We start from the raw sequence: 22,008 nt of genomic DNA on the forward strand, positions 1-22,008 counted from the left end.
GGGGCGGGGAAAGCGGTATTTTAACAAGACCGCGCCCCGCGCTGTCCCACAACGAGTCCTCATGAGCCAGATACGACCGGTGTTCTACGTCTCCGACGGGACCGGGATCACTGCGGAGACCATCGGCCACAGCCTCCTGACCCAGTTCACGGGGCCCCGGTTCGTGACCGACCGCTTGTCCTTCGTCGATACGGTCGAGAAGGCCGACGAGGTCGCCGGGCGCATCCGGGCCGCCGGGGAGGCCCACGGCGTCCGGCCGATCGTGGTCAACTCCTGCGTAGACGCCAACCTGACCGCGCGGCTGGCCGAGAGCGGGGCGCTCATGCTGGATGTCTTCGCGCCGTTCATCGAGCCGCTGGAGCGGGAGCTGGGCGAGCAGCGCCAGCCGCGGGTGGGGCAGGCGCACGGCATGGTCGATTTCGATACCTATCACCGGCGCATCAACGCCATGAATTTCGCGCTGACCCATGACGATGGGGTGGCGACGAACTACGACGAGGCCGACGTGATCCTGGTCGCCGTGTCGCGGGCCGGCAAGACGCCGACCTGCATCTATCTGGCCCTGCATCACGGCGTGAAAGCGGCCAATTACCCGCTCACCGACGAGGACCTGGAGCACGACCGCCTGCCGCCGCGCCTGCGGCCGTACCGGAACAAGCTGTTCGGCCTGACCATCGATCCGGTGCGCCTGCAGCAGATCCGCCAGGAGCGCCGGGCCAATTCGCGCTATGCGCAGATGGAGACGTGCCGGCGCGAGGTCGCCGCCGCCGAATCGATGATGCGCGCCGAGCGCATCCCGATGCTGAGCACCACGCATACGTCGATCGAGGAAATCTCCAGCAAGGTGCTGACCACCCTGGGCCTGCATCGCGAGATGTACTGATGCAGCGAAGTTGCGGGACGTGGCGGTTCCATCTTCCGCGCGGTGTTCCGATCCGTCAATCCTGTTGCGGCTGGTGCGCGATGTGTAGGATCGCCTCATGTCGAACCTGATCGCCCGCCCCATCAGTGCAGCGAAAATCAGCCGGTTTTCATGGTTGATGGCGCTGTATGCCGAGAACCACCGCCTGCTGCAGCGGCTCTTCCTGCCCGAACGCCTGGCCGAAGGTCGCTATGTGTCCTCGATCGGTGACGGCCTCGACCTGCACCTCGATGTGATCGCGCTGCACGCCTACACCGTCGAGCTGCGCCTGAGCTACGCCATCCTCGATCCGGTCACCGGCGAGCCCGATCCATCCGCCTATCTGCGGCTGTACCACGACACCGAGCAGGTCGAGGCCACGCATTGCTACATCGGCCGGCGCTGGCAGGACGTGATCGGCCTGTATCCGCCGCCGTCGGAAGTCCTCGACCACCGCCTGCGCATGAACACCTTCCTCGGCAAGTGGCTGCATTACCTCGCCGAACGCGGACATGGCACGGCCACCCTGCGCAGGACAGGCGATGTCCCGCCGATGCGCGCCGAGATGCTCGACCCAGCGGTCTGAGCGGATTTTTCCGAAGCCCGGAAACGACGAAGCCCGCTTTCGCGGGCTTCGTGCTTTGAAGAAGTGGCGTCCCCACGGGTTCGCGAGCGGAACCCCCGGGTGGTCGTCCTTCGATGGCGCCGGGATCTGGGCACCATCAGTCTGCGCCGGCAGGCGGCACGGGCCGCATAGCCCCAGCTCGTCGACGGCGGCGCCATTCCGCGCCGCTTTCCTACTTAAACGAATGCCCGCAGCCAGCCATCGCGCTGGGTGCGTTGCTGCGCGTGCCTCGTAGAGCGGTCGATCGAGGGCTGCCGACGGGGTCATGCGCGGGCTGGCGACGGCGCCGGCCTGGTGCACGTCATGACCCGCTGCAGGTCGTTCCGGCAAAAAAAGTTGACCCCTCGGGAAGGGGTGACATAGGTGACAGGCTGTGGATGCAGGACATTTAAACGAATGGAATCAATGGGATATCTGTACTAGTAGGAAGGTGACATTTAGGTGATTCAGAGGTGACATGTCACCTTTTCCCGGGGTGACATCAGAATTTTCTAAAGTCCTTTTAATTCAATGACATGTGATTTTGTCACCTCGGCCGTCACCTCTTGTCACCTTTTCGGGGTGACAAATAAATCATTGATTCTGCTTTGAAAAAGGTGTCTATCCACAGCCTGTCACCTATGTCACCCCTTCCCGAGGGGTCAACTTATTAGACCCCCTACCACCCCCGGTTTCGTGGCGTTAATGCGGCTCATTGGCCGCCATCGTCCCAATCGCAGAACGATGCCCGGAGGGTCTGCCGTACCCCCTGAGTCGGCTCCAGGGGGCTGCGTTGCTCTTTGCACATGAGGCGCGAAGGCGCGGCGGGGTCTCGACGGCGCGCGTGCGGGTCAAGGCATGCCGGTCCGTACTGGTTTGTTCATATGCGTATGGATTGGGCCTCGTCGCGGCTGCTGCCGAGACAGCAGCCGCTCGTCGCGGCTGTTCAGGGGCTGAGACTGGCCGGGCGTAGCATCGCGGCCATGCCCGCCTGCCATGCCCGATACGACGTGCGCTTCAACGACGGCACAGGGGTCGCCGTGGGCGGTGGCCCGCGCTACCAGGCAGTGGTGGACATGCAGGAAGAGCGCCTGCCGGACGACTGGGGCGACCCCGGCCCGCTGGTGTCGGCGCAGCTGCACCGCTGGTGGTCCCCGTTCGTGCGCTCGATCGACTACGCCCCCGTGGGGCATCGCAAGCGCATGCGGCTGTGGGTCGACGGCACACCGCGCATCACGCGCGCCCATCGTCGCCACCTGCGCTGGTGGCTGCCCGACGAAGACCCGCCGCCGGACTTCGATCCCGAATGGATCACGCCCCCCTGAAACGACGACGCCGGCATATGGCCGGCGTCGGTGTCGTAAGTGGCGGCTGCGCTCAGGGCTTTGGCTGCCCGATCACGTAGGGCCGGAAGCTCACCACCTCTTCGCCCACCCAGTCATTGATCTGCCGGAACATGATCTGCAGCGGCAGCAGCTCATTGGCGACGAACACCTCGGCCGCCTCGCTGGCCTTGCCGAAGCCCCCGGTGTTGTTCGGGACCAACCCCAGCAGCTGCGGCGGCACGCGGTGCGCTGCGAGGATGTCGTTGCGGCTGGTCTCCTTGATCGCCTTGAAGTCGTCCTTGCTCGCCACCTCGCTGATCGGGATCAGCTTCACGCCGTCGTTCTTGCCGTTCGGGCTGTAGATGAAGAAGTTCCGGAAGTTGCCCTTGCCCCGCGAATCACGCAGCGCGGCCTTGATCGCCTCGATGTCGGTGCTCTCGTGCAGGGCGTCGTTGATGTACAGGATGAAGCCCGCATGGCTGCCGTTGGCGTAGTACCGGCGGCGGAACACGGTCGCCGCATCGTCCAGCAACAACGACTGGATGGCGGCCAGGTACTGCGGGCGCCCGTAGATCTCCTGGCGCAGGTCCGGCTCGCGCAGGTGGAACACCGAATCCGGTGCGAACTCGAAGGGCGCCGCATAGTTCTGCACGAACCAATGCTGGCCGGGGTTCGTGCCCACGCGCGTGTACATGCTAAGCGAGTGCTGCAGCTTCAGGGGGCGACGGTTGATCGCCATCCGGCGTTCCAGGTAGGCATCACCGAACACCAGCAGGTCCAGGCACGACGCCGAGAACGTCGCTGCATCCATCATCCGGCTCGGGATGAAGGTGGAGAGCAGGATATTGCGCTTCGCGTAGATCGCCGACGAATGGTGCGGCGATGCCTCGAACAGCTTGGCCAGGTGCGACGGCGCCACGGGCGGGTCGTACCAGCGCCCGTTGTGCATCAGCTCGAAGAAGTCGAACAGCTCGGCCCGGTCCATCACGGCCGTCGGTTCGTCGAAGGAAAACACCTCGGCGTGCGCGGGCAGGGTGCCGGCGGTCGCGGTCAGCTCGGTCATGAGAAAATTTCCACTTGGGCCTTGCCGTGGTCGCCAACGGCAGTCAGGGGTTCATTGCGGAGCGCGTGCATCGTGGCCCACGCCACGTCGGCATGGCCGATGCTCTCCGAACGCTGCGAGTAAAACGTGATATGCCGGCCGCTGGCGGTGATGCCCTTGCGGATCGCCATGAACGCATGCGCCACGTCCTGCCAGCCCCGGTCGAACTGCAGGCGCCGCGCCATGATCACTTCCTTGGCCTTGTAGACCATCGCCGTCTTCACGGCCGGCGTGTAGGTGTCGCCAACCACCGTCGGGAAGAAGGTGCGCACGGCCTCGATCACCGACGCGCCGACGGCATTGGTATCCATGCCGATGTGCACGACGTTGTAGCGCTCCGTGAGCCTGCGGATGTGCTCCACCTGCACCGTGTAGTCCATGCCCTTGAACATCTCGCGCTCGACGATGCGGAAGGGCGACAGCGGCGTCTGCGGGGCAGCGATGACCACGATCGCCGCACCGTCGCCGCTCTTCGCCGGGTCGTAGCCGATCCACACCGGCCGGTTGCCCAGCGGGCGCGGCGCGAACGGCTTGAGGTCAAGCCACTCTTCCCAGCTGTCCACCATGCAGGGCTGCAGTTCGGCGAACGGGAACACGCTGGCCGTGTCGTCGATCGGCTGGCATCCAAACTTGTTGGCGTACTCATCGGGGCTGTTTTCCGCGCGGATGTCGTCGATGTCGAACAGGTCGCAGCCGTCCGCCAGAGCGTCTTCCAGCGTCACGATGTTGCGCCACTGGCGGTCTGGCCCCAACGCGCCTTCGCGCAGCGCGTCGTGCGAGATGTCGATGACCACGCGCTCGCCGGCCGGGCGCTTGCTGTTCCAGTGGTCGCCGGACCACAGCGACCAACCGTCGTGCGTCGTGCTTGACGGCGTGGTGATGTACGTCTGCGTGAAGCGTTTCTGCGCCGCCATGCCGGCGGCGGTGTGGCGGATCTTCAGGAAGTTCGCCGTCCACTGGTATTCGTCGAAGATCAGGTCGCCGGAAAAGCCCTGCGTGACGCGGAAGTTGGTCGCGAGGAAATACAGCCGCGCTCCGTTGTTGCCCAGCGTGATCGGGTCGCCCTTCAGCTCCACGCCGACCTCGCGCGCGAAGTCCACGATGTAGGCGCGGAACGCGTATGCCTGGGCCTTCGATGCCGAGATGAACAGCTTGTTCTTGCCGGTCTTCAGTGCATCGATCAGCGACTCGAACGCGATGGCGTAGGTGGCACCGATCTGCCGGGACTTCAGGATGTTGCGGATGCGCGCCGTCAGCAGCGCTTCCTTCCAGCGCAGCTGGTAGCGGAACATCCGGTCCTGATAGTTGCGCTCCAGCTGCTCGATCTGTGCCTCGGTGAAGAAGTTCGCGGGCTTGCGCTTCTTCTCTCCCTTGTTCCGGTTCTCGACGTTCGGGTTGAGGTGGGCTTCATTCCCGCCCGGTTCGAGGAACCGATTGATGCGCGCATGCCGCTCCAGCTGCCGGCCGAGCAGGTCGATTTCCTTGAAATCGTGCGGCGTCTTTTTGTCCTTCAGGACCAACTGCATGTAGCGCGCTTCGGTCGCGGCCTCGATGCGCGCGATCACCGGTGCCTTGTCCCAGCCATCGCGTGTACGCCACGAATGCAGCGTCGTCAGCGGCCTGCCGAACTCGCGAGAAAGCGATGGAATATCCCAGCCGGTCCAGTACAGCAGGCGGCACGCACGGCGGGTGTCGGTCTCGGGGCAGGGGATGAGCATGGCCGAAAGTCTGGCCGGTCGCGCGCGCGCGTCGAACATGTCGCGCACGTAATCGCCGCGCTTACGTCATCGCATCATTGCCCATGTTTTTCAGGGGTTGCAGCATCCTAACCACGCAGCGATGCGGTCAACAACCCACACGAGGCAATCACAATGGCCCGCAAGACCAAGAACATCCGCGTCGCGACCGCCGGTCCGACGATCGACGGCCGAGAGATCAAGGCAGAAGACCTCCGCGAGATGGCCGCTACCTACAACCCGGCGCTGTACACCGCGCGGGTGTTCGTCGAGCACGTGCGGGGCTTCTCCGCAAATAGCGATTTCCCGGCTTGTGGCGATGTCGTGAGCCTGGAGGCCAAGGAGGAGGGCGGCACGGTAGCGCTTTACGCGGTCATCGAAGCGAACGAGCACCTGCTCAGGTTCAACGGCAAGGACCAGAAGGTGTTCCCGTCTATCGAGATCGCCCGCGACTTCGGTGGAACCGGCAAGGCCTATCTCGCCGGCATGGGCATCACCGACACCCCCGCCAGCCTGGCTACGCAGCGTCTGTCTTTTTCCGCCAACGCCAACCGCAGCGAAGGCAGCGGCATCTTCCGCTCGCAGGGCGAAGGCGTTGCGCTGGAGTTCGATGGCGGCGGCACGTTCGACGACTTCAAGGACTGGCTGTCGCAGAAGTTCAGCGCCCTGGCGCCCGCTCCGGCACCCGCTCCGGCCCCCGCTCCGGCCCCCGCTCCGGCCCCGGCCCCGGCCCCCGATCCGTCGCTGCAGAGCTTCAATGCGCAGGCGGTGGCCACAGCTGTTGCCGCGCAGATCATGCCGACCATCGGCGAAGCATTCTCCAAGTCGGCCGACGCGCAGAAGGTGGTTTCGGACGGTCTCGCGGCGCTGGCTTTGCGCGTCGATGCAATCGAAAGCCACAACGCCAACACCGACGGCGATCCGGTCGTCCGCCCGCCCGCCACCGGCAACGGCGGCGACGGCTTCGTCTACTGATCAACCTCGGCGCCCACGCGCAGCACGCCCACACGGGTCATCAATACCCCGCACCTGGAGACACCCATGGATTCCAATACCCGTCGGCTTTTCGATGCCTACTGCGCGCGTGTCGCGCAGGCCAACGGCGTCAGCTCGGCCCACACCCAGTTCACCGTGACCCCGGCGGTCGAGCAGCGCCTGGAGGCGGCGATCCGTCAGGATTCCAGTTTCCTGCAGCTCATCAACATCCAGGGCGTGCGCGACATCAGCGGCCAGGCGATCGGTGTCGGCACCACCGGCACCATCGCCGGTCGCACCGATACCAGCGGCTCCGGCGTGCGCACGCCGCGCGAGATGCATGCGCTGAACGGCGAAAGCTACATCTGCAGCCAGACCGACTTCGACACGGCCATCCGCTACGCAACGCTCGACGCCTGGTCCTCGCAGCCGAACTTCAATGCGCTCGTCTCTGCTCAGATCGTCTCGCAGATGGCCGAGGACCGCATCATGATCGGCTGGAACGGCACCAGCGTTGCCGCCACCACCAATCGCAACACCAATCCGCTGCTGCAGGACGTCAACAAGGGCTGGCTGCAGCGCTACCGCGACGACAATCCGGAGCGGGTCATGGATGAGGGCGTTACCGGGTCCGGCATCATCAAGATCGGCGGTACAAACCCCGACTTCGCGAACCTCGACGCGCTCGTGTACCAGGCCGTGCACGAGCTGATCCACCCGCGCATGCACGGCAGTCCGCGCCTGCGCGTGATGCTCGGTATCGGCATGCTGGACGAGAAGTACTTCCCGCTGATCAACACCAGCAATGCCCCGAGCGAACAGAACGCGCTCGATGTGCTGATGTCGAAGAAGGCCGTGGGCGGCGTTCAGGCGTTGCTCGTGCCCTTCATGCCGCTAGGTACGATCAAGATCGGCGATCCCGCGAACCTGTCGATCTACTACCAGCGCGGTGCCCGTCGTCGCCATATCAAGGATGAGCCCACGAAGAACCGCATCGAGAACTACGAGTCCTCGAACGAGGCCTACGTGGTCGAGAACTACGAGTTCGGCTGCGTGCTGGAGAACATCCAGTTCGGCGACGGCGTGCAGCAGGGCGGCGGCGACTGATCCTCACCCTTCCGATGACCTTCAACGGGGCATGCCAAGGCCTGCCCCGATAGACACCACAGGCCCCACATGACGAACCTCTGCCGCTCCACTTTCATGCGCAAGCGCGCTGCCAGGCTCGGCGTTGCCCCGCAGGGTGCCGACTTGGCAGCGGTCGAAGAAGACACCGCCCACGAAGCCGTCCTTCGCGTGCTCGCGTCCCACAAGTCGCGCCTGAAGGCCATCAGCTCGATCGAGAAGAAGATCGAGTACAAGCGCACCGCGCTCGGCGACATCATGCCGTGGGTCATGGGTGCGGTCGAAGGCGACCGTGGCGCGCAGGACCCGGTGGTGGCGCATGCGCTGCCCTGGCTGCTGGATGTCGGCGCCTACACCGATGCTTTCGTCGTCGGCGAGTACGTGCTGCGCCATGGCCTGAAGATGCCCGACGAGTACAAGCGACCGCCCGCGACCGTCATCGCCGAGGTCGTGGCCGACGATGCGCTGAAGGCGCTCGACACCGGGGCGAAACCTTTGATGTCGGCCATCCTTGTCGCAATCGAATTGACCGCCGGTCACGACATGCACGACCAGGTGCGCGCCAAGCTGCACAAGGCCGCCGGGATGGCGCTGCTGCCGGCGGAGCTGCCCACCAGCTACACCGACGCTGACGAATCGCCCATCCGCGAATCCCTCGGCCACATGCGCCGCGCCTTCGAGCTGCACACGCAGGTCGGCGTGAAGAAGCCGATCGAGCGCGCCGAGCGCTGGCTGGCCGAGTACGACAAGCGCCGCGCGGCCGAGGCCGCAGGCAAACCGAACACCACCGAGAGCGCGAGTAGTACCGGCGCGGAAACCGGCCAGGACGGTGCCGGGGACGCATCGGCCAAGTCGGACGACGGCGGCAATGGACAGCCGCCGCCGCCCGCCAAGGAACCCGCGCCGTAACCGAGTCGACCCGCGCGACAGGCGGCACCGTGGGATGTCGGGCGCATCCCCTGCATCCCCCGGCATGCCCACGGTCCACCGCCTACAACCACACACAGGTGCCTCATGGCCGGATTGGTCGCAACACCGAACATCTCGCAGGCCGAGGCCGCCATCACCATCGCCAGCGATGGCTGGTTCCCGGCGGTCAGCCTCGCCCAGGTCCGCGAAGACCTCGTGCTCGACGGCACCATCACCACCACGCGGCTGCGTCGCGCCATCCGCCATGGCATCGCCCAGGTCAACAACGAACTGCGGGCGTGGAAGGACGAACAGGTGCAGGCCACTGGCGCCGCCAACCTCGCCGCTGTCCCGTCCGAGACCATCGACGGCGAGCACGTCAAGTCGGGCTTCTACTTCCGCGCCGTCTGCGGCTATGTCGAAGCCGACCTGTTCGAGAAGCACCGGGGCTACGACCTCACCGCCGAAGGCCAGCGACGCGCCGAGATGCTGGACGCGCGCATCGGAGAGGCCCGCCGGAACGCGTTCTGGGCGCTGCAGGACATCCGCGGCCTGCCGCACACCGTCAGCGGGCTGGTCTGATGGCGATGACGGTGCGCGCACAGGCAGGCGACACGGTGGACGCCGTGTGTTGGCGGCACGTCGGCCGGACCATGGGCATCACCGAAGCCGTCTTCGACGCCAACCCCGGCCTCGCGGCCGTCGGCGTCCAGCTGCCCGCAGGCCATCCGATCCTGATACCCGACACCGTGGCGACCGTGCGAACGGAATCGCGCACCATCAAGCTGTGGGACTGACATGCACGCGCATCATTTCGCCCGGAACATCGCCGAGAACGTCGCACTGCCCGCATCGTCAGCCGTGCTGGCGTGGAGCTGGCCCTTCGACCAGGTGGCCATCCCGGCCGCCGTGCTCTTCATGGCCTTCCTCGGCGCCGCGATCTGGGTATTCCTCGACCAGCCGCGCGGCTCGCGACTGCGCGTGTACGGCATGGCCATGTGCTATGCGCTGGTGTCGGCGGCATGCGCCGTCGTCGCCGTCTACCTGTTCAACCTCGACCACCGCATCGCCGCGCCCATCGCGCTGCTGATCGCGTCGGGCGGGAAGCTGTTCTACAACGCGTTCCGCCAGGGGGCAACCGAGCGCATCCGCAAGGCTGCAAAAGGTGAATGACATGTCTCCCGATCACATCCTAGCCCTCGCGCATCTCGCCATCGTCTTCGCGGCCATCGTCGGCTGGCTCACGGCCGGCGCCAAGCTCGCCGAGATGCACCCCGGCCTTACGATTCTCGCCACCGCGTGGCGGGTCACCGCAGGCGCCTGCATCCACGGTGCCCGCTTCGGCCTGCATGCGATCGACACCGAGGCCTGGCGACGCGCCATCCGTCCCGTCGTGCGCGCCATCACCGCCGCGCTGGTGTTCGCAGCAGCGCCCGCCGCGCTGTTCGAACTGCTCTTCACGGGGGTGGTCGGGCCCTTCGGGGCTGCGCTCGTCCTGTGCCTCGCGCTGGAAGTGGCGACGACCACGCCCTGTCCGTGGATTCGCTATGTCTTCATCGGCGAGAGGCGCCGCGTGCAGCGGCCGTTCAAGGGAGAGGACCGCCGTGCTCGATAGCCGCAAGCTCGCCGAGTGCCTGCAGTGCCCGCAGTCGTTGGCGGACGCATGGTTCCCGGTGCTGTGGGGGCGCATGGCCCGCCACGGCATCAACACCCCGCGCCGCATCGGCCATTTCCTCGCGCAGATCGGTCATGAAAGCCAGGGGCTGACGCGCGGCGTGGAAAGCATGAATTACAGCGCGCAGCGCCTGGCCGAGATGGGCGTGGCCAACGGTCCCGGCAGCGTCTGGGCGCGCGCTGCTGCGCAATCCGCCCGCCTGGCGCGCAATCCGCAGGCGCTGGCCAACTTCGTCTACGCCGGCCGCAACGGCAACGGCGACGAGGCCAGCGGCGACGGCTGGCGCTATCGCGGGCGTGGCCCCATCGGCCTCACCGGGCGCGGCAACTACGCCGACATGGCGCGCGACACCGGCCTGCCGCTGGTTGAACAGCCGGACCTGGTGTCGGGCATCGAGGGCGGCGCCGCCGTCGCCTGCGCGTGGTGGAAGGACAAGGGCTTGAACGTCTACGCCGACCAGAACGACGGCTTGTCGATCGGCCGCATCATCAACCTCGGCACAGCCAAGACCCGCCGCATGCCCATGGGGCAGGACGACAGGCACCGCCGCAAGCTGCATGTGTTCCGCGTGCTGGGGATCAGCTGATGCGTGCCACCGTCGCCATCATCGTCGCCCTCGTCATCGCGCTGCTGCTGTCGATCATCTACAGCTTGCGCGCCGACGGCAGGGCGGACGAAGAGCAGCGCAAGGCACAGGCCGCGTTGGTTCAGGTCGGCATGCTGCAGTCCGCGCTCACCACCGAGGCCGGCAAGGAACGCATCGTCACCCGTTACGTCGATCGCGTGCGCGTGGTGCGCGAAGTCGGCGCCACCATCGTGAAAGAGGTCCCGCGCTATGTCACCGTTGAAGATGATCGCGCTTGCGCTATCCGTGATGGCTTTGTCCGCCTGCATGACGCCGCAGCCCAGGGAGTGCCCCCCGCCCAGGCCGGCACCGGAGCTGCTGATGCGTCCGCCCCCGCCGTTGCGCTCTCTACCGTCGCCGAAACCGTCGCCGACAACTACACCACCTGCCACGCCATCGCCGCGCAGCTGATCGCGCTGCAGGAACACGTGCGCCTGATCGAGGGTGGGGCAGGGCGGTGAACAAGGTCCACTCACTGCGCGACCACCTCACCACCCATTTCGGCTGGCTGGCCGCCAACCCGCAGGCCATCTCCGTCTTCGTGAAAGGCGGCACCTTCGGCGACGTGCTGTCCGAACCCGGCGAGCCGCTGCACATCGGTTACGCCTACACGGCGCGCATCCTGCTGATCGACTTCGCGGGCGACATGCGCGAGTTCACGGCGGTGCTGTGGGACTGGATCAACCGCCATCAGGAAGACGTGGCGCAGAACCCGCAGCGCCGTGCCATGGTCCGCTTCGAAGTCGAGCTGCTGGACAACGCGTTGGCGGATGTCCAGATCGATCTGCCGCTCACCGAACACGCGAAGTTCACACCACGTCCGGGCGGTGGCTTTGAGGTCGAAGATGGCCAGGAACCGCAGTGGGAAGCACCTCATTACCCCGCAGGCTGGGGCGTTACTGTGGACGGCCAGATAATCCGCCCGTTCCCGAGCACGGACGACCCGGGTGAGCGATGACTTGACCGCGCTGGAGACCTGGGCCGAGCCGCTGCTTGCGCGGCTGTCGCCCGGCGAGCGCCGCGCACTGTCGATGACCATGGGCCGCGAGATTCGCCGATCACAGCACGCCCGCGTGCAGGCCCAGCTCGACGCCGATGGCCGACAGTTCGTGCCGCGCAAGGCCCTGCGCGACCAGGCCGGCCGCATCCGCCGGCAGCGCGACGGCAAGCTGTTCCGGCAACTCACCAAGGCAGACTACCTGCGCGTGCAGGCCACCCCCGATGGCGTTGCCGTGGGTTTCTTCGGCCGCGTGGCGCGCATCGCGCTGGTGCATCAGGAAGGGCTGGTCGATCAGGTCAAGCCGGGCGGCCCGTCCGTGCGCTACGAACGCCGCAAGCTGCTGGGCTTCACGCCCGAAGACCGCGAGCGCATGCGCGACCTGCTGCTGCAGCATCTTTCCGCGCGATGACGTAATCCCGGCGTTCACGGTCGCCGCCGCTGGAGGATACGCGCGCGCGCGTCGACGCTAGGCGGAACCTTCCCACGCCTGCGGCCATGACCGAATTCACCGCCATCGATGTCAGCCGGCTGCCCGCGCCCGCAGCGGTGGAAGTGCTGGATTTCGAGGTAATTCTCGCGGACATGGTCGCCACGCTGACCAACCCGGACGTCTTCCCGCAGTTCAGTGCGATCACCGAATCCGACCCGGCCTACAAGGTCCTGATCGTCTGTGCATACCGCGAGATGGTGCTGCGGCAGCGCATCAACGACGCCACGCGGCAGAACATGCTTGCCTTCGCCACCGGCTCGAATCTCGACCACCTCGCCGCCAACCTGCTGATCACCCGCAAGGTGCTGGTGCCTGCAGATCCCGAGACCAACACACCGGCCGTGATGGAAAGCGATGCGGAGCTGCGCCGCCGCGTGCAGCTGGCGCCGGAGTCCTACACCACTGCCGGCAGCGCCGGTAGCTACGTCTTCCACGCGCTTGGCGCACACCCCGACATCCTCGATGCGTCGGTCGATTCGCCCGAGCCCGGCGAGGTCGTCGTCACCATCCTGTCGCGCGTCGGCGACGGCGTGCCCAGCACCGCCGCACGCGATGCCGTCGTGGCACGGCTGTCCGGCGACACCGTCCGCCCGCTTACCGACCTGGTCACGGTCAACAACGTCACCGTGGTCGACTACGCGATCGAGGCGGAGATCTACACCTTCGAGGGCCCGGATTCCGCGCTGGTGATCGCTGCGGCGCAGGCCAATGCCGAGGCCACCCGCGACGCGCTCAAGCGGATTGCACGCGACATCCCGCTGTCCGCCATCTACGCCGCGCTGCACGTCGAAGGCGTCAGCCGCGTGGTGCTGATCACGCCGGCCAGCAGCATCACCATCGGCCCCGGCGAGGTCGGGCACTGCACCGTCATCGAGCTGATCCACGGTGGCATCGATGCCTAGCATCCTGCCGCCCAACGCCACGCCGCTGATGCGGGCGCTGGAGCAGGTCGCCGAGCGCGCCTTCGACATCCAGCACCCCATCGGCCAGATCAACAACCCCGACACCTGCCCGGCGCGGTTCCTGCCGTTCCTCGCCTGGGCGTACTCGGTCGACACCTGGCGGCCGCAGTGGCCCGAGCACGTGCAGCGCGCCCGCATCAAGGCCTCGCTGTCGGTGCACAGGCGAAAGGGAACCGCTGCAGCCGTGCGCGAAGTGGTCGCCAGCTTCGGTGGCTCGCTGGTGCTGCGCGAATGGTTCGAGATGCAGGCCGCCGGCATCGCTGCGCCGCCGCACACCTTCGAGATCACGTTGAACGTGGCCGATGCCGGCGACCCCTACACCGCGTCTGCTGCCTACGTCGACGACATCATCGCCGAGGTCATCCGCACCAAGCCAGTGCGCTCGCATTTCACCTTCACACAGGGCGTGCAGGCACGCGGCGATGTCGCGCTGGTCGCCGCCGCGCGTGTCCAGACGTACCGCCGCATCGAAGTCACCGCAACGGGATAAGCCCATGCAACTGCGCATCACCGCCGCCGGCCGCGCCGCGCTGAGAAACAATCAAGGAACTGGGACGCAGGAAACGGTGATCGCCGAGATCGGCCTCACCGCCACAGCCTTCAACCCGTCCACCGCCACCTCGCTGCCCGGCGAGATCAAGCGCGTCACCAGCTTCGGCGGCGACGTGGTGGACGAGGAAACCATCCACGTCACCATCGTCGACAACACCACCGACACCTACAGCCTGCGCGGGCTCGCGGCCTACCTGGACGACGGCACGCTGTTCGCCATCGGTGGCGATGAGAATGCCGCGAACGTCATCACCGAGAAGGCCAGCGCCGCGCAGCTGCTGCTCAGCGTGGACGTGCGCCTGGCCGAGCTGACCACCGCCACCATCACTTTCAGCGGTGGCGGCTTCACCAATCCGCCCGCGTCCGAAACGGTGCTGGGCGTGACCCGCAGATCGAGCACCTTGCAGGCCATCGGCGGCGTGAACACCGATACCGCGATGGCCCCCGCCACGACCAAGGCACAGATCGATGACCGGTTCGGCGCCGAGGCCCCGAGCGCGCTCACCAAGACCATGCTGGCGCGGACGACGGCGGCACAGCTGCGCAGTGACCTCGGCCTCAAGTCGGCGGCGCTGAAGGACGAAGGCACCGGCAACGGACTGGATGCCGACACGCTGGATGGCCTGCAGGCGACGGCGTTCCTGCTCGCCACGTCTCGCGGCGCCAACGGCGGCGTCGCGCCACTGGATGCCGGCGGCAAGGTGCCGGAATCGTACCTGCCCAGCATCGCCGTCGTGGACGTCTTCCCGGTGGCATCGCAGGCGGCACAGCTGGCGCTGTCAGCGCAGCGTGGCGACGTGGCGGTGCGCACCGACCTCAACCGGTCCTACATGCGCAACGCCGGCACGTCCGGCACCATGAGCGACTGGACCGAGCTGCGCACGCCCACCGATGCCGTGCTCAGCGTCGCCGGGAAGACCGGCGCCGTAGCCCTGGTCATCGCCGACATCGGCGGACTGCAGCTTGCGCTGGACGCCAAGGCCAACCTGTCCGGCGCCACGTTCACCGGTACGGTCGCCGCGCCTACCTTCAACGGCACCAGCGCGCCGCCATCGTCCGAGCGCTACAAGGAATTGATCCGGGGCATCGACCCGGCCGACGCCATGCAGATCCTGCGCGACATCGGGTTCTGCTGGTACCGGATGCGCGAGAGCGGCCTCGAATCGGCCGGCGTGATCGCCGAGCGCCTGGCCGATGGCCCGCTGGATTTCTGCGTGCTGCGCGATGCCCAGGGCCGTCCCGATGGCGTCAACTACCACCCACTGTTCACCGTCGCCTGCGCCGCCGTGCTGGACATCGACCGCCGCCTGCGCGCGATCGAGGAGTCGCGCTGATGCCTGGCCGCATCCTCTGGCAGGGGCAGCCCTGGGAAGACCTGTTCGATGCGGACGTGATCGGCGACGGGCCGCAGGCGCACAGCTTCACCGACGATGGCGTGCCCATGAAATTCGCGCACATCCAGCACGGCACCAAACGCCCCGACATTGGCTTCACCGTGCGCATCGGCGGCGTGGACGTGGACGTGACCACGCTGTGGGCGCAGAAGGGCAGCGCCGTCTACATCAACACGGCGGCCGTGCCTGCCGACCTGATTGTGGTCAACGAAGGATCTACACCTCCGGTCACCGCCACGGTGTCCATGGCCTTCAACCGCAACGGCACCGTCACCTTCGTCAACGGCGGCGCCGCCACCGCAAACTTCATTCTGAACCCAACGTCCACCAGCGGCGATGCCTACCGGGTGCGCTTCCGGTTGATATCGAAGTCCACCGCCGGCACATTGAGCGGCACGTTGGACACCTGGCTGCAGATCAGTGAATCGCGCAGCATCGCCTTGTCGGTGACCGTGCCCAACGCGGTATTTGTCACGGCGTGGGCAAACCTGCAGATCGATATCCAGCGCATCAGTGACGGCGCAACCGTGCACACCTACGCTGTCCGCATGGAAGCCGGCGCCGGCATCACGTAATCCCCGCGCTTACAACCGCCGCCGCGTGAGTCCCGCGCGCGTGCGTGGCAACGTTTGCGGCATGAGTACGCACGACGACACGCCACGCGAGCTGCAGGCCGCCACGCTGTTCGGCACGATCGAATCGGTCGATGTCGCAACCGCGACCTGCCGCGTGCGTTCGGGCGACATCCTCACCGATGCCGTGCCCTGGGCGGCGCAGCGCGCCGGCACCACGCGGCGCTGGTCTCCGCCGACCGTTGGCGAACAGGTCGTGCTGCTATGCCCCGGCGGCGACACGCACGGCGCGGTGGCGCTGCTTGGCCTGTACACCACCAGCAACGCCGCGCCGTCCGCCAGCGCCGATGAGGACGTGACCGAGTACCCGGACGGCACGCGCATCGTCTACAACCACGCCGCCAAGAAGCTGACCGCCACGCTCGCGGATGGCGGCGAGATCGACATCACCGCCACCAAGATCAAGATCACCGGGGATGTGGAGGTCGACGGCAAGATCGACTGCACGAAGACCGTGACCGCGACCGAGGATGTCATCGGCGGCGGCAAGAGCCTGAAGACGCACCCGCACACCGGCGTCCAGTCCGGCAGCGGCACATCGGGTCCGCCCGCATGATCGGCATGCACGCCCGCACCGGGAAGGCCGCAGACGGCGTCGAACACCTGGCGCAGTCGGTGCTCGACATCCTCACCACGCCCGTCGGCACGCTGCCCATGCGCCGCGACTACGGCTCGCTGCTGCCCGCGCTGGTGGACCACCCGTACAACGCCGAGAACCGCGTGCGCCTGTTCGGCGCCACCGCGCAGGCCTTGCGCCGCTGGGAGCCACGCCTGCGCCTGCAGCGCGTCGCCGTTGACCAAGGCCCGAGCACATCGCAATTCACCGTGCGGATCGAAGGATTCCGCATCGATACCCCCGGCAAGGCCGAAGCCGTTCGGCTGTCCATCCCCATCACAGGCAACTGAAGCGAGGCCCCACCATGAGCGCACCCTTCCACGGCATCAACATCGTCGAGAGCAGCGTCGGCGCCCGCCCGGCGTCGCGCGCACCGAATGCCGTCATCTACCTGGTCGCGACCGGCGACGACGCCGATGCCGACACCTTCCCGGCCAACGATCAGGTGCTGATCACCAACGTCCGCGCCGCCGTGGGCGCCGCCGGCACCACCGGCACGCTGCGCGGTGCGCTGCTCGCCATCGCCGACCAGTGCGAGCCGCTGGTCATCGTCATGCGCGTGCCGGCCGGCGAGGACGCGGCCGCCACGGCCGCCAACACCATCGGCAGCAGCAGCGGTGCCACCTACACCGGCCTGCAGGGTGCCCGCGTCTCCCGGCAGCGCTTCGGCCTGGTGCCCAAGATCATCGGCGCGCCGGGGCTGGAAACGCAGGCGGTGATCGCCGCCATGGTATCGGTCGCCCAGGCCGTGCGCGGCATGTGCTACGCCAATGCCGAGGGCGCCACCAAGGAAGAGGCCGCCACCTTCCGCGACAACTTCGATGCCCGCGAGCTGGTACTGCTGTGGCCCAACGTGGTCCGCTTCGACACCGTGGAGGAAGACAACGTCGAAGCGCCGGCCAGCGCCTACGCGCTCGGCATGCGCGCCAAGATCGACGCCACCATGGGCTGGCACAAGACCCTGTCGAACGTGGCGATCAACGGCATCCTCGGTCTCGCGCAGGATGTCAGCTTCGACATTCTCAGCGGCGCGAATGATGCCGGCTACCTGAACACCAACGATGTGTGCGCGGTGATCCACTCGAATGGCTACCGGTTCTGGGGCAACCGCACCACCTCCGACGACGCGGCCTTCGCCTTCGAGTCTGCAACGCGCACCGCGCAGGTGCTGCATGAGGACGCCGCCGATGTGCTGGCCGCCTACATCGACAAGCCGATGGGTGTGCAGTCCATCCGCGACATGACGGAAAGCATGAACGCCCGCGCCCGCGCCCGCGTGGCGTTGGGTCAGCTGATCGGCGCTCGCTACTTCATCGACCCCGCACTGAACCAGCCCAACCAGCTGGCGGCCGGTCAGCTGCGCATCTCGTGCACGTATACAGCCGTGCCGCCGATGGAGTCGATCACCGTCGATCAGGCCATCACCGACGAGTTCTTCTTCCAGTTCGCCCAGGCCATCGCCGCCTGATCCGCCGGCACCGGCGCCACGCACACGCATAGATCCCGGAGGATCCCATGGGCCTGCCCTATTCGCTGTACCGCTTCAACACCTTCATCAACGGCGATTCCTTCCTCGGCGAGACCGAAGAAGTCGAACTGCCCAAGCTGTCGCGCAAATTCGAGGAATTCCAGTCCGGCGGCATGGGCGGGCCGGTCAAGCTGGACTTCGGCAACGAAGCCATGGAGGCGTCGATCAAGTTCGGCGGCCTGGTCCGCCGTGCGCTGTCGCACTACGCCGCACCCACCGTGGATGGCGTGCAACTGCGCTGGGTCGGTGCCTACAAGTCCGGCACCAGTGCCATCCCGCAGTCGCTGGAAGTGACCATGCGCGGACGGTTCCAGGAAATCGAGTTCGGCACGCAGAAGGCTGGCGAGAAGTCCGAGCAGAAGATGAAGTTCCCGATCAGCTACTACAAGGTCGTGATCGACGGACAGACCGTCATCGAGATCGACCAGCTGGCCGGCATCACCATCGTCGACGGCGTGGATACCGACGCGGCCTTCCGCGCCATCATCGGTCTGTAACGCCGGCACTCGCTTTCGCTGTCGGCGTGAAGGTGTCGGCGCCGGCAGCGCTTTTTCCCACGGCACCAACGCGCACACCGCGCACCACATAACGAGACCCACCCATGAATCAGACCGACACTGACACCGCAGCGGCCGCGCCCCAGCGCGACCCGCACGCTTTCACGCTGGAACAGCCCATCAACCGTGGCGACATGACCATCAGCGTGGTCAAACTGCGCAAGCCGAACGTGGAAGCCACGCGCGGCCTGCAACTGGCCACCCTGGCGCAGATGGACGTGGACCAGCTCACCAAGCTGCTGCCGCGCATCAGCACGCCAGCACTGACCGAGCACGACGTAGCCCAGCTGGACGTGGCCGACCTGCTGAAGGCCGGCGGGATCGTGCTGGGTTTTTTGTTCCCGAAGGCAGCGGGCGACCTGCAATCCCTGAGTGCGTAGAGGACGCCGAAGCCTACCTCTTCGGCACATGGGGTGGCTTCAACCCGCAGGTCACAGGCCCCATGGCGATCGACGAGCTGATGGAGTGGTACCAGCGGGCCGTAGACCAGAACCGAAGGCAGAACGATGGATAAGCTGCAGCTCGAACTCATCCTGTCTGCCATCGATCGCGCCACGCGCCCGCTGCGCGCGATCAACAAGGAATCCGGCGCAACGGCCAAGGCGCTGCGCCAGAGCAAGGATGAGCTGGCGGCACTCAATGCCCTGCAGCAGCGCGTGCAGGGCTTCCGCAAGCTCAAGATCGACGCCGATGCGTCAAAGGTCGCGCTCGCCGCTGCCACGCAGCGCCTGAAGGCCATCAAGGCCGCCACCGAAGGCACCGTCGAACCCACGCGCAAGCAGGCCGTCGAGCTGGCCCGCGCGACCAGGGCGCTGGAGAAGAGCCGCGCCACGCACGTCGCCAACCTCGGCGCGTTGCGCCGATCGCGCGAGGGCCTGCAGGCCGCCGGCATCTCGGTCGCCAAGCTCAGCCAGCACGAGAAGGACCTGGCGATGAAGATCGCCGCGGCGAACACGCGCGTCGATCAGCAGACCACCAAGCTGCGCGCCCTGGCCGACGCCAACCGCCGCGTGCAGCGGGCGCAGGAGGCCGTGAACAAGGCACAGGCGGCAGCAGCGAACCTGCGCAGCACCGGCGCTTCGGCAACGGCCGGCGCGGGCGCCATGGGTGCGGCAACGCTGGCGCCCATCCTCGCCTTTGCCAAGCAGCAGGAAGCCGCCGCGCAGCTGCAGGCGTCCATGATGGGCGCCGATGGCCGGGTGTCGGCCGAGTTCGCGAAGCTCGACGCGCTGGCCAAGAGCCTGGGCGACCGCCTGCCGGGCACCACGTCCGACTTCTACGAAATGCTGACCATGCTGCGCCGGCAGGGCATGTCGTCCACGGTCATCCTCGGCGGGTTGGGCGAGGCGACGGCGTACCTGGGCGCGCAGCTGCGCATCCCCTACACCGAGGCCGCCGAATTCAGCGCCAAGCTGCAGGACGCCACGCGCACCAGCGAACGCGACATGCTCGCGCTGTCCGACGTCATCCAGCGCACGTTCTACCTCGGCGTCGACCAGAACAACATGCTGCAGGGCTTCTCGAAGCTGTCGCCGGCATTGAGCACCCTGCGCATGGAGGGCCTGCAGGCGGCCGAAGCGCTGGCGCCGCTGCTGGTGCTCGCCGATCAGGCGGGAATCAAGGGCGAGGCGGCCGGCAATGCGTTCCGCAAGGCCTTCCAGTACAGCCTCGACCTCAAGAAGCTGGGCAACGCCAACGAAATCCTCGCCGGCACCGGCATCAAGCTGGACTTCAGCGACGGCCGTGGCGAGTTCGCCGGCCTCGAAAAGATGTACGCGCAGCTGGCGCAGCTGCGCCGGCTCGACACGCAGACCCGCAACGCGGTGATCAACAAGATGTTCGGCGACGATGCCGAGACCATGCAGGTCGTGACCATCATGATCGAGAAGGGCATGGCCGGCTATCGCGAAGTGCAGGCCAAGATGGCCGCACAGGCGAACCTGCAGACCCGCGTCAATTCGCAGCTCGGCACCATCAGGGCCCTGTGGGAAACCGCCACCGGCACCCTGACCAACGTCCTGGCCACGGCCGGCGAAACCGTGCGGCCCGACATCGAGAAGCTGATCAAGACACTGGGCCGTTACAGCGAGCGCGCCGGTAAATGGATCCGCGAGAACCCGCAGCTGACCGCCGGGCTGCTCAAGATGGCGGCCGTCGCCACGGTGTTGTTCGGCGTGTTCGGCATCGGCGCCATGGCTGTGTCCGCGCTGCTCGGCCCGCTGGCGATGGCCCGCTATGCCGTCACGGGGCTTGGCGTCCGCTTCGGTCCCCTCATGCGCAACATCATGCCCCTGGCGCGCAACGCCATCCCGATGCTGATGCATGGCCTGCGGCTGCTGCTGCCGCTGTTCGCCGGCATTTCCGGCCCCGTGCTTATCGTCATCGCCGTGGTCGCGCTGCTGGCTGGCGTGATCTACAAATACTGGAAGCCGATCAAGGCATTCCTGTCCGGCTTCTTCGACGGCATGAAGCAGTCGTTGGCGCCGGTGATGGATCAGCTGATGGCCGCGCTGGAACCGCTGCGCCCGGTGCTGGATGCCGTGAGCGGCGCGCTCGGCGATGTGTGGACGTGGATCACCGAGCTGTTGACGCCCGTCAACTCGACCAGCGAAGAGCTGAAGAACGCCGAGGGCTACGGCCGCAAGTTCGCGAACGTGCTGTCCATCTTCGTGGTGCCCGCGATCCAGGGCGCCATCATGGTCATCGGCTGGATCGCCGAGGCACTGGCGGTTGCCTTCAAGTGGTCGCCGCTGGGCCTGATCATCAGCAACTGGGACGCGATCAAGGCCTACTTCACCGGTTTGCCCGCGAGGATGCGCACCATCGGTGGGCAGATCATGGACGGCCTGCGCGTGGGCATCGAGATCGCGATGGGTCCGCTTACCTCCGTCATCAAGCGCGTCGGCAACATGCTGCCCGACGGGCTGCGCGCCAAGCTGGGCATCAAGAGCCCGTCCCGCGTGTTCATGGGCATCGGCCAGCACACCATGGCAGGCCTGGCCTTGGGCATCACCGGCAACAGCGGACTGCCGGTGCGGGCCATCGACGCGCTGCAGGGCCGCGTACAGGCCGCAGGCGAGGCGCTGGCCCGTGGCCGCCCCGGCACAGCCACGCGGCCCGGCACGGCGCCTGCAGGCGCTGCCAGAGGGCAGGGCGGCGGCAACACCTACGCCATCACCATCAAGGTGGCCAACGGCGACCCCAACACCATCAAGCGCGCCGTGCGCGAGGGCATCGCCGAGGCCGATCGCGCCAGGCAGACCCGCACCCGCAGCGCCCTGACCGACTCCGGTGACTGAC

Annotated in this window: 26 protein-coding genes; 24 read left to right on the forward strand and 2 right to left on the reverse strand. The window is 66.9% G+C overall.

Translation table 11 applies throughout. The features are described from left to right. Window positions 1–61 precede the first annotated feature (61 nt). The 3 genes from ppsR to ACFQ0E_RS15245 all read left to right on the forward strand — a co-directional run bounded on the left by ppsR (window position 62) and on the right by ACFQ0E_RS15245 (window position 2,830). Complete coding sequence (gene ppsR, locus ACFQ0E_RS15235; RefSeq protein WP_386825236.1) at window positions 62–883, forward strand: posphoenolpyruvate synthetase regulatory kinase/phosphorylase PpsR; 822 nt, start codon at window positions 62–64, stop codon at window positions 881–883. A gap of 97 nt (window positions 884–980) precedes the next feature. Then, entirely contained in the window at window positions 981–1,487 is a 507-nt protein-coding gene (locus ACFQ0E_RS15240) for a DUF1249 domain-containing protein (RefSeq protein WP_386825238.1), read from the forward strand. Window positions 1,488–2,488: 1,001 nt separating this feature from the next. Beyond that, window positions 2,489–2,830 carry a hypothetical protein gene (locus ACFQ0E_RS15245; RefSeq protein ID WP_386825240.1) on the forward strand — a complete coding sequence of 114 codons (342 nt, stop codon included), beginning with the start codon at window positions 2,489–2,491 and terminating at the stop codon, window positions 2,828–2,830. 52 nt (window positions 2,831–2,882) lie between these two features. Here the strand turns inward: ACFQ0E_RS15245 and ACFQ0E_RS15250 are convergent, their stop codons facing one another. Next, window positions 2,883–3,893, reverse strand: coding sequence for a phage portal protein (locus ACFQ0E_RS15250; protein WP_386825242.1), 1,011 nt, complete (start codon window positions 3,891–3,893; stop codon window positions 2,883–2,885). Further along, entirely contained in the window at window positions 3,890–5,650 is a 1,761-nt protein-coding gene (locus tag ACFQ0E_RS15255) for a terminase large subunit domain-containing protein (RefSeq protein WP_386825244.1), read from the reverse strand. Before ACFQ0E_RS15255 ends, ACFQ0E_RS15250 begins: the two co-directional genes overlap by 4 nt. Before the next feature lie 153 nt (window positions 5,651–5,803). Here ACFQ0E_RS15255 and ACFQ0E_RS15260 point away from each other — a divergent pair, with 153 nt between their 5' ends. The 21 genes from ACFQ0E_RS15260 (at window position 5,804) to ACFQ0E_RS15360 (ending at window position 22,007) form a co-directional block, all read left to right on the forward strand. After that, the gene (locus tag ACFQ0E_RS15260) at window positions 5,804–6,643 is read left to right on the forward strand and encodes a GPO family capsid scaffolding protein (protein ID WP_386825246.1); all 840 of its coding nucleotides are present in this window, start codon (window positions 5,804–5,806) and stop codon (window positions 6,641–6,643) included. A 66-nt stretch (window positions 6,644–6,709) separates the two neighbouring features. After that, window positions 6,710–7,750 (forward strand): phage major capsid protein, P2 family, encoded by a 1,041-nt coding sequence (locus tag ACFQ0E_RS15265; protein ID WP_386825247.1) that lies wholly within the window; start codon window positions 6,710–6,712, stop codon window positions 7,748–7,750. Window positions 7,751–7,819: 69 nt separating this feature from the next. Then, on the forward strand, window positions 7,820–8,677 hold the full coding sequence (gpM, locus tag ACFQ0E_RS15270; protein WP_386825249.1) for a phage terminase small subunit: 858 nt from the start codon (window positions 7,820–7,822) through the stop codon (window positions 8,675–8,677). A gap of 105 nt (window positions 8,678–8,782) precedes the next feature. Further along, complete coding sequence (locus ACFQ0E_RS15275) at window positions 8,783–9,259, forward strand: head completion/stabilization protein (RefSeq protein WP_386825250.1); 477 nt, start codon at window positions 8,783–8,785, stop codon at window positions 9,257–9,259. After that, window positions 9,259–9,474, forward strand: coding sequence for a tail protein X (locus ACFQ0E_RS15280; protein WP_386825252.1), 216 nt, complete (start codon window positions 9,259–9,261; stop codon window positions 9,472–9,474). The genes ACFQ0E_RS15275 and ACFQ0E_RS15280 overlap by 1 nt, the downstream gene beginning before the upstream one ends. Window position 9,475: 1 nt before the next feature. Next, window positions 9,476–9,850, forward strand: coding sequence for a hypothetical protein (locus ACFQ0E_RS15285; RefSeq protein WP_386825254.1), 375 nt, complete (start codon window positions 9,476–9,478; stop codon window positions 9,848–9,850). A 1-nt stretch (window position 9,851) separates the two neighbouring features. Continuing rightward, window positions 9,852–10,292, forward strand: a complete 441-nt coding sequence (locus ACFQ0E_RS15290; RefSeq protein WP_386825256.1) for a hypothetical protein — start codon at window positions 9,852–9,854, stop codon at window positions 10,290–10,292. Beyond that, a complete protein-coding gene (locus ACFQ0E_RS15295) occupies window positions 10,282–10,938 on the forward strand; it encodes a glycoside hydrolase family 19 protein (protein WP_386825258.1) in 657 nt (218 codons plus the stop codon). The genes ACFQ0E_RS15290 and ACFQ0E_RS15295 overlap by 11 nt, the downstream gene beginning before the upstream one ends. Then, window positions 10,938–11,438 (forward strand): hypothetical protein, encoded by a 501-nt coding sequence (locus ACFQ0E_RS15300; protein WP_386825259.1) that lies wholly within the window; start codon window positions 10,938–10,940, stop codon window positions 11,436–11,438. Before ACFQ0E_RS15295 ends, ACFQ0E_RS15300 begins: the two co-directional genes overlap by 1 nt. Beyond that, window positions 11,435–11,935: a phage tail protein gene (locus ACFQ0E_RS15305; RefSeq protein ID WP_386825261.1), complete on the forward strand. Its 501-nt coding sequence runs from the start codon at window positions 11,435–11,437 to the stop codon at window positions 11,933–11,935. The genes ACFQ0E_RS15300 and ACFQ0E_RS15305 overlap by 4 nt, the downstream gene beginning before the upstream one ends. After that, entirely contained in the window at window positions 11,925–12,386 is a 462-nt protein-coding gene (locus tag ACFQ0E_RS15310) for a phage virion morphogenesis protein (protein ID WP_386825263.1), read from the forward strand. Before ACFQ0E_RS15305 ends, ACFQ0E_RS15310 begins: the two co-directional genes overlap by 11 nt. 86 nt (window positions 12,387–12,472) lie before the next feature. Then, window positions 12,473–13,369, forward strand: a complete 897-nt coding sequence (locus ACFQ0E_RS15315) for a baseplate assembly protein (protein ID WP_386825265.1) — start codon at window positions 12,473–12,475, stop codon at window positions 13,367–13,369. Next, on the forward strand, window positions 13,362–13,919 hold the full coding sequence (locus tag ACFQ0E_RS15320) for a phage tail protein I (protein ID WP_386825267.1): 558 nt from the start codon (window positions 13,362–13,364) through the stop codon (window positions 13,917–13,919). Before ACFQ0E_RS15315 ends, ACFQ0E_RS15320 begins: the two co-directional genes overlap by 8 nt. Window positions 13,920–13,923: 4 nt before the next feature. Continuing rightward, complete coding sequence (locus tag ACFQ0E_RS15325) at window positions 13,924–15,315, forward strand: hypothetical protein (RefSeq protein ID WP_386825269.1); 1,392 nt, start codon at window positions 13,924–13,926, stop codon at window positions 15,313–15,315. Beyond that, window positions 15,315–15,950 (forward strand): hypothetical protein, encoded by a 636-nt coding sequence (locus ACFQ0E_RS15330; protein ID WP_386825271.1) that lies wholly within the window; start codon window positions 15,315–15,317, stop codon window positions 15,948–15,950. Before ACFQ0E_RS15325 ends, ACFQ0E_RS15330 begins: the two co-directional genes overlap by 1 nt. A gap of 61 nt (window positions 15,951–16,011) precedes the next feature. Then, window positions 16,012–16,563: a phage baseplate assembly protein V gene (locus tag ACFQ0E_RS15335; protein WP_386825273.1), complete on the forward strand. Its 552-nt coding sequence runs from the start codon at window positions 16,012–16,014 to the stop codon at window positions 16,561–16,563. Beyond that, window positions 16,560–16,913, forward strand: a complete 354-nt coding sequence (locus tag ACFQ0E_RS15340; RefSeq protein WP_386825275.1) for a GPW/gp25 family protein — start codon at window positions 16,560–16,562, stop codon at window positions 16,911–16,913. Before ACFQ0E_RS15335 ends, ACFQ0E_RS15340 begins: the two co-directional genes overlap by 4 nt. Before the next feature lie 14 nt (window positions 16,914–16,927). Then, window positions 16,928–18,091 carry a phage tail sheath subtilisin-like domain-containing protein gene (locus tag ACFQ0E_RS15345; RefSeq protein ID WP_386825277.1) on the forward strand — a complete coding sequence of 388 codons (1,164 nt, stop codon included), beginning with the start codon at window positions 16,928–16,930 and terminating at the stop codon, window positions 18,089–18,091. A 47-nt stretch (window positions 18,092–18,138) separates the two neighbouring features. Next, complete coding sequence (locus tag ACFQ0E_RS15350; RefSeq protein WP_386825279.1) at window positions 18,139–18,648, forward strand: phage major tail tube protein; 510 nt, start codon at window positions 18,139–18,141, stop codon at window positions 18,646–18,648. 104 nt (window positions 18,649–18,752) lie between these two features. Continuing rightward, on the forward strand, window positions 18,753–19,088 hold the full coding sequence (locus tag ACFQ0E_RS15355) for a phage tail assembly protein (RefSeq protein ID WP_386825281.1): 336 nt from the start codon (window positions 18,753–18,755) through the stop codon (window positions 19,086–19,088). 126 nt (window positions 19,089–19,214) lie between these two features. Next, window positions 19,215–22,007, forward strand: a complete 2,793-nt coding sequence (locus ACFQ0E_RS15360) for a phage tail tape measure protein (RefSeq protein ID WP_386825283.1) — start codon at window positions 19,215–19,217, stop codon at window positions 22,005–22,007. The last annotated feature ends 1 nt before the right edge of the window (window position 22,008 follow it).

The sequence above is a fragment of the Lysobacter brunescens genome, from assembly GCF_042677005.1.
Taxonomy (GTDB): Bacteria; Pseudomonadota; Gammaproteobacteria; order Xanthomonadales; family Xanthomonadaceae; genus Lysobacter_I; species Lysobacter_I brunescens.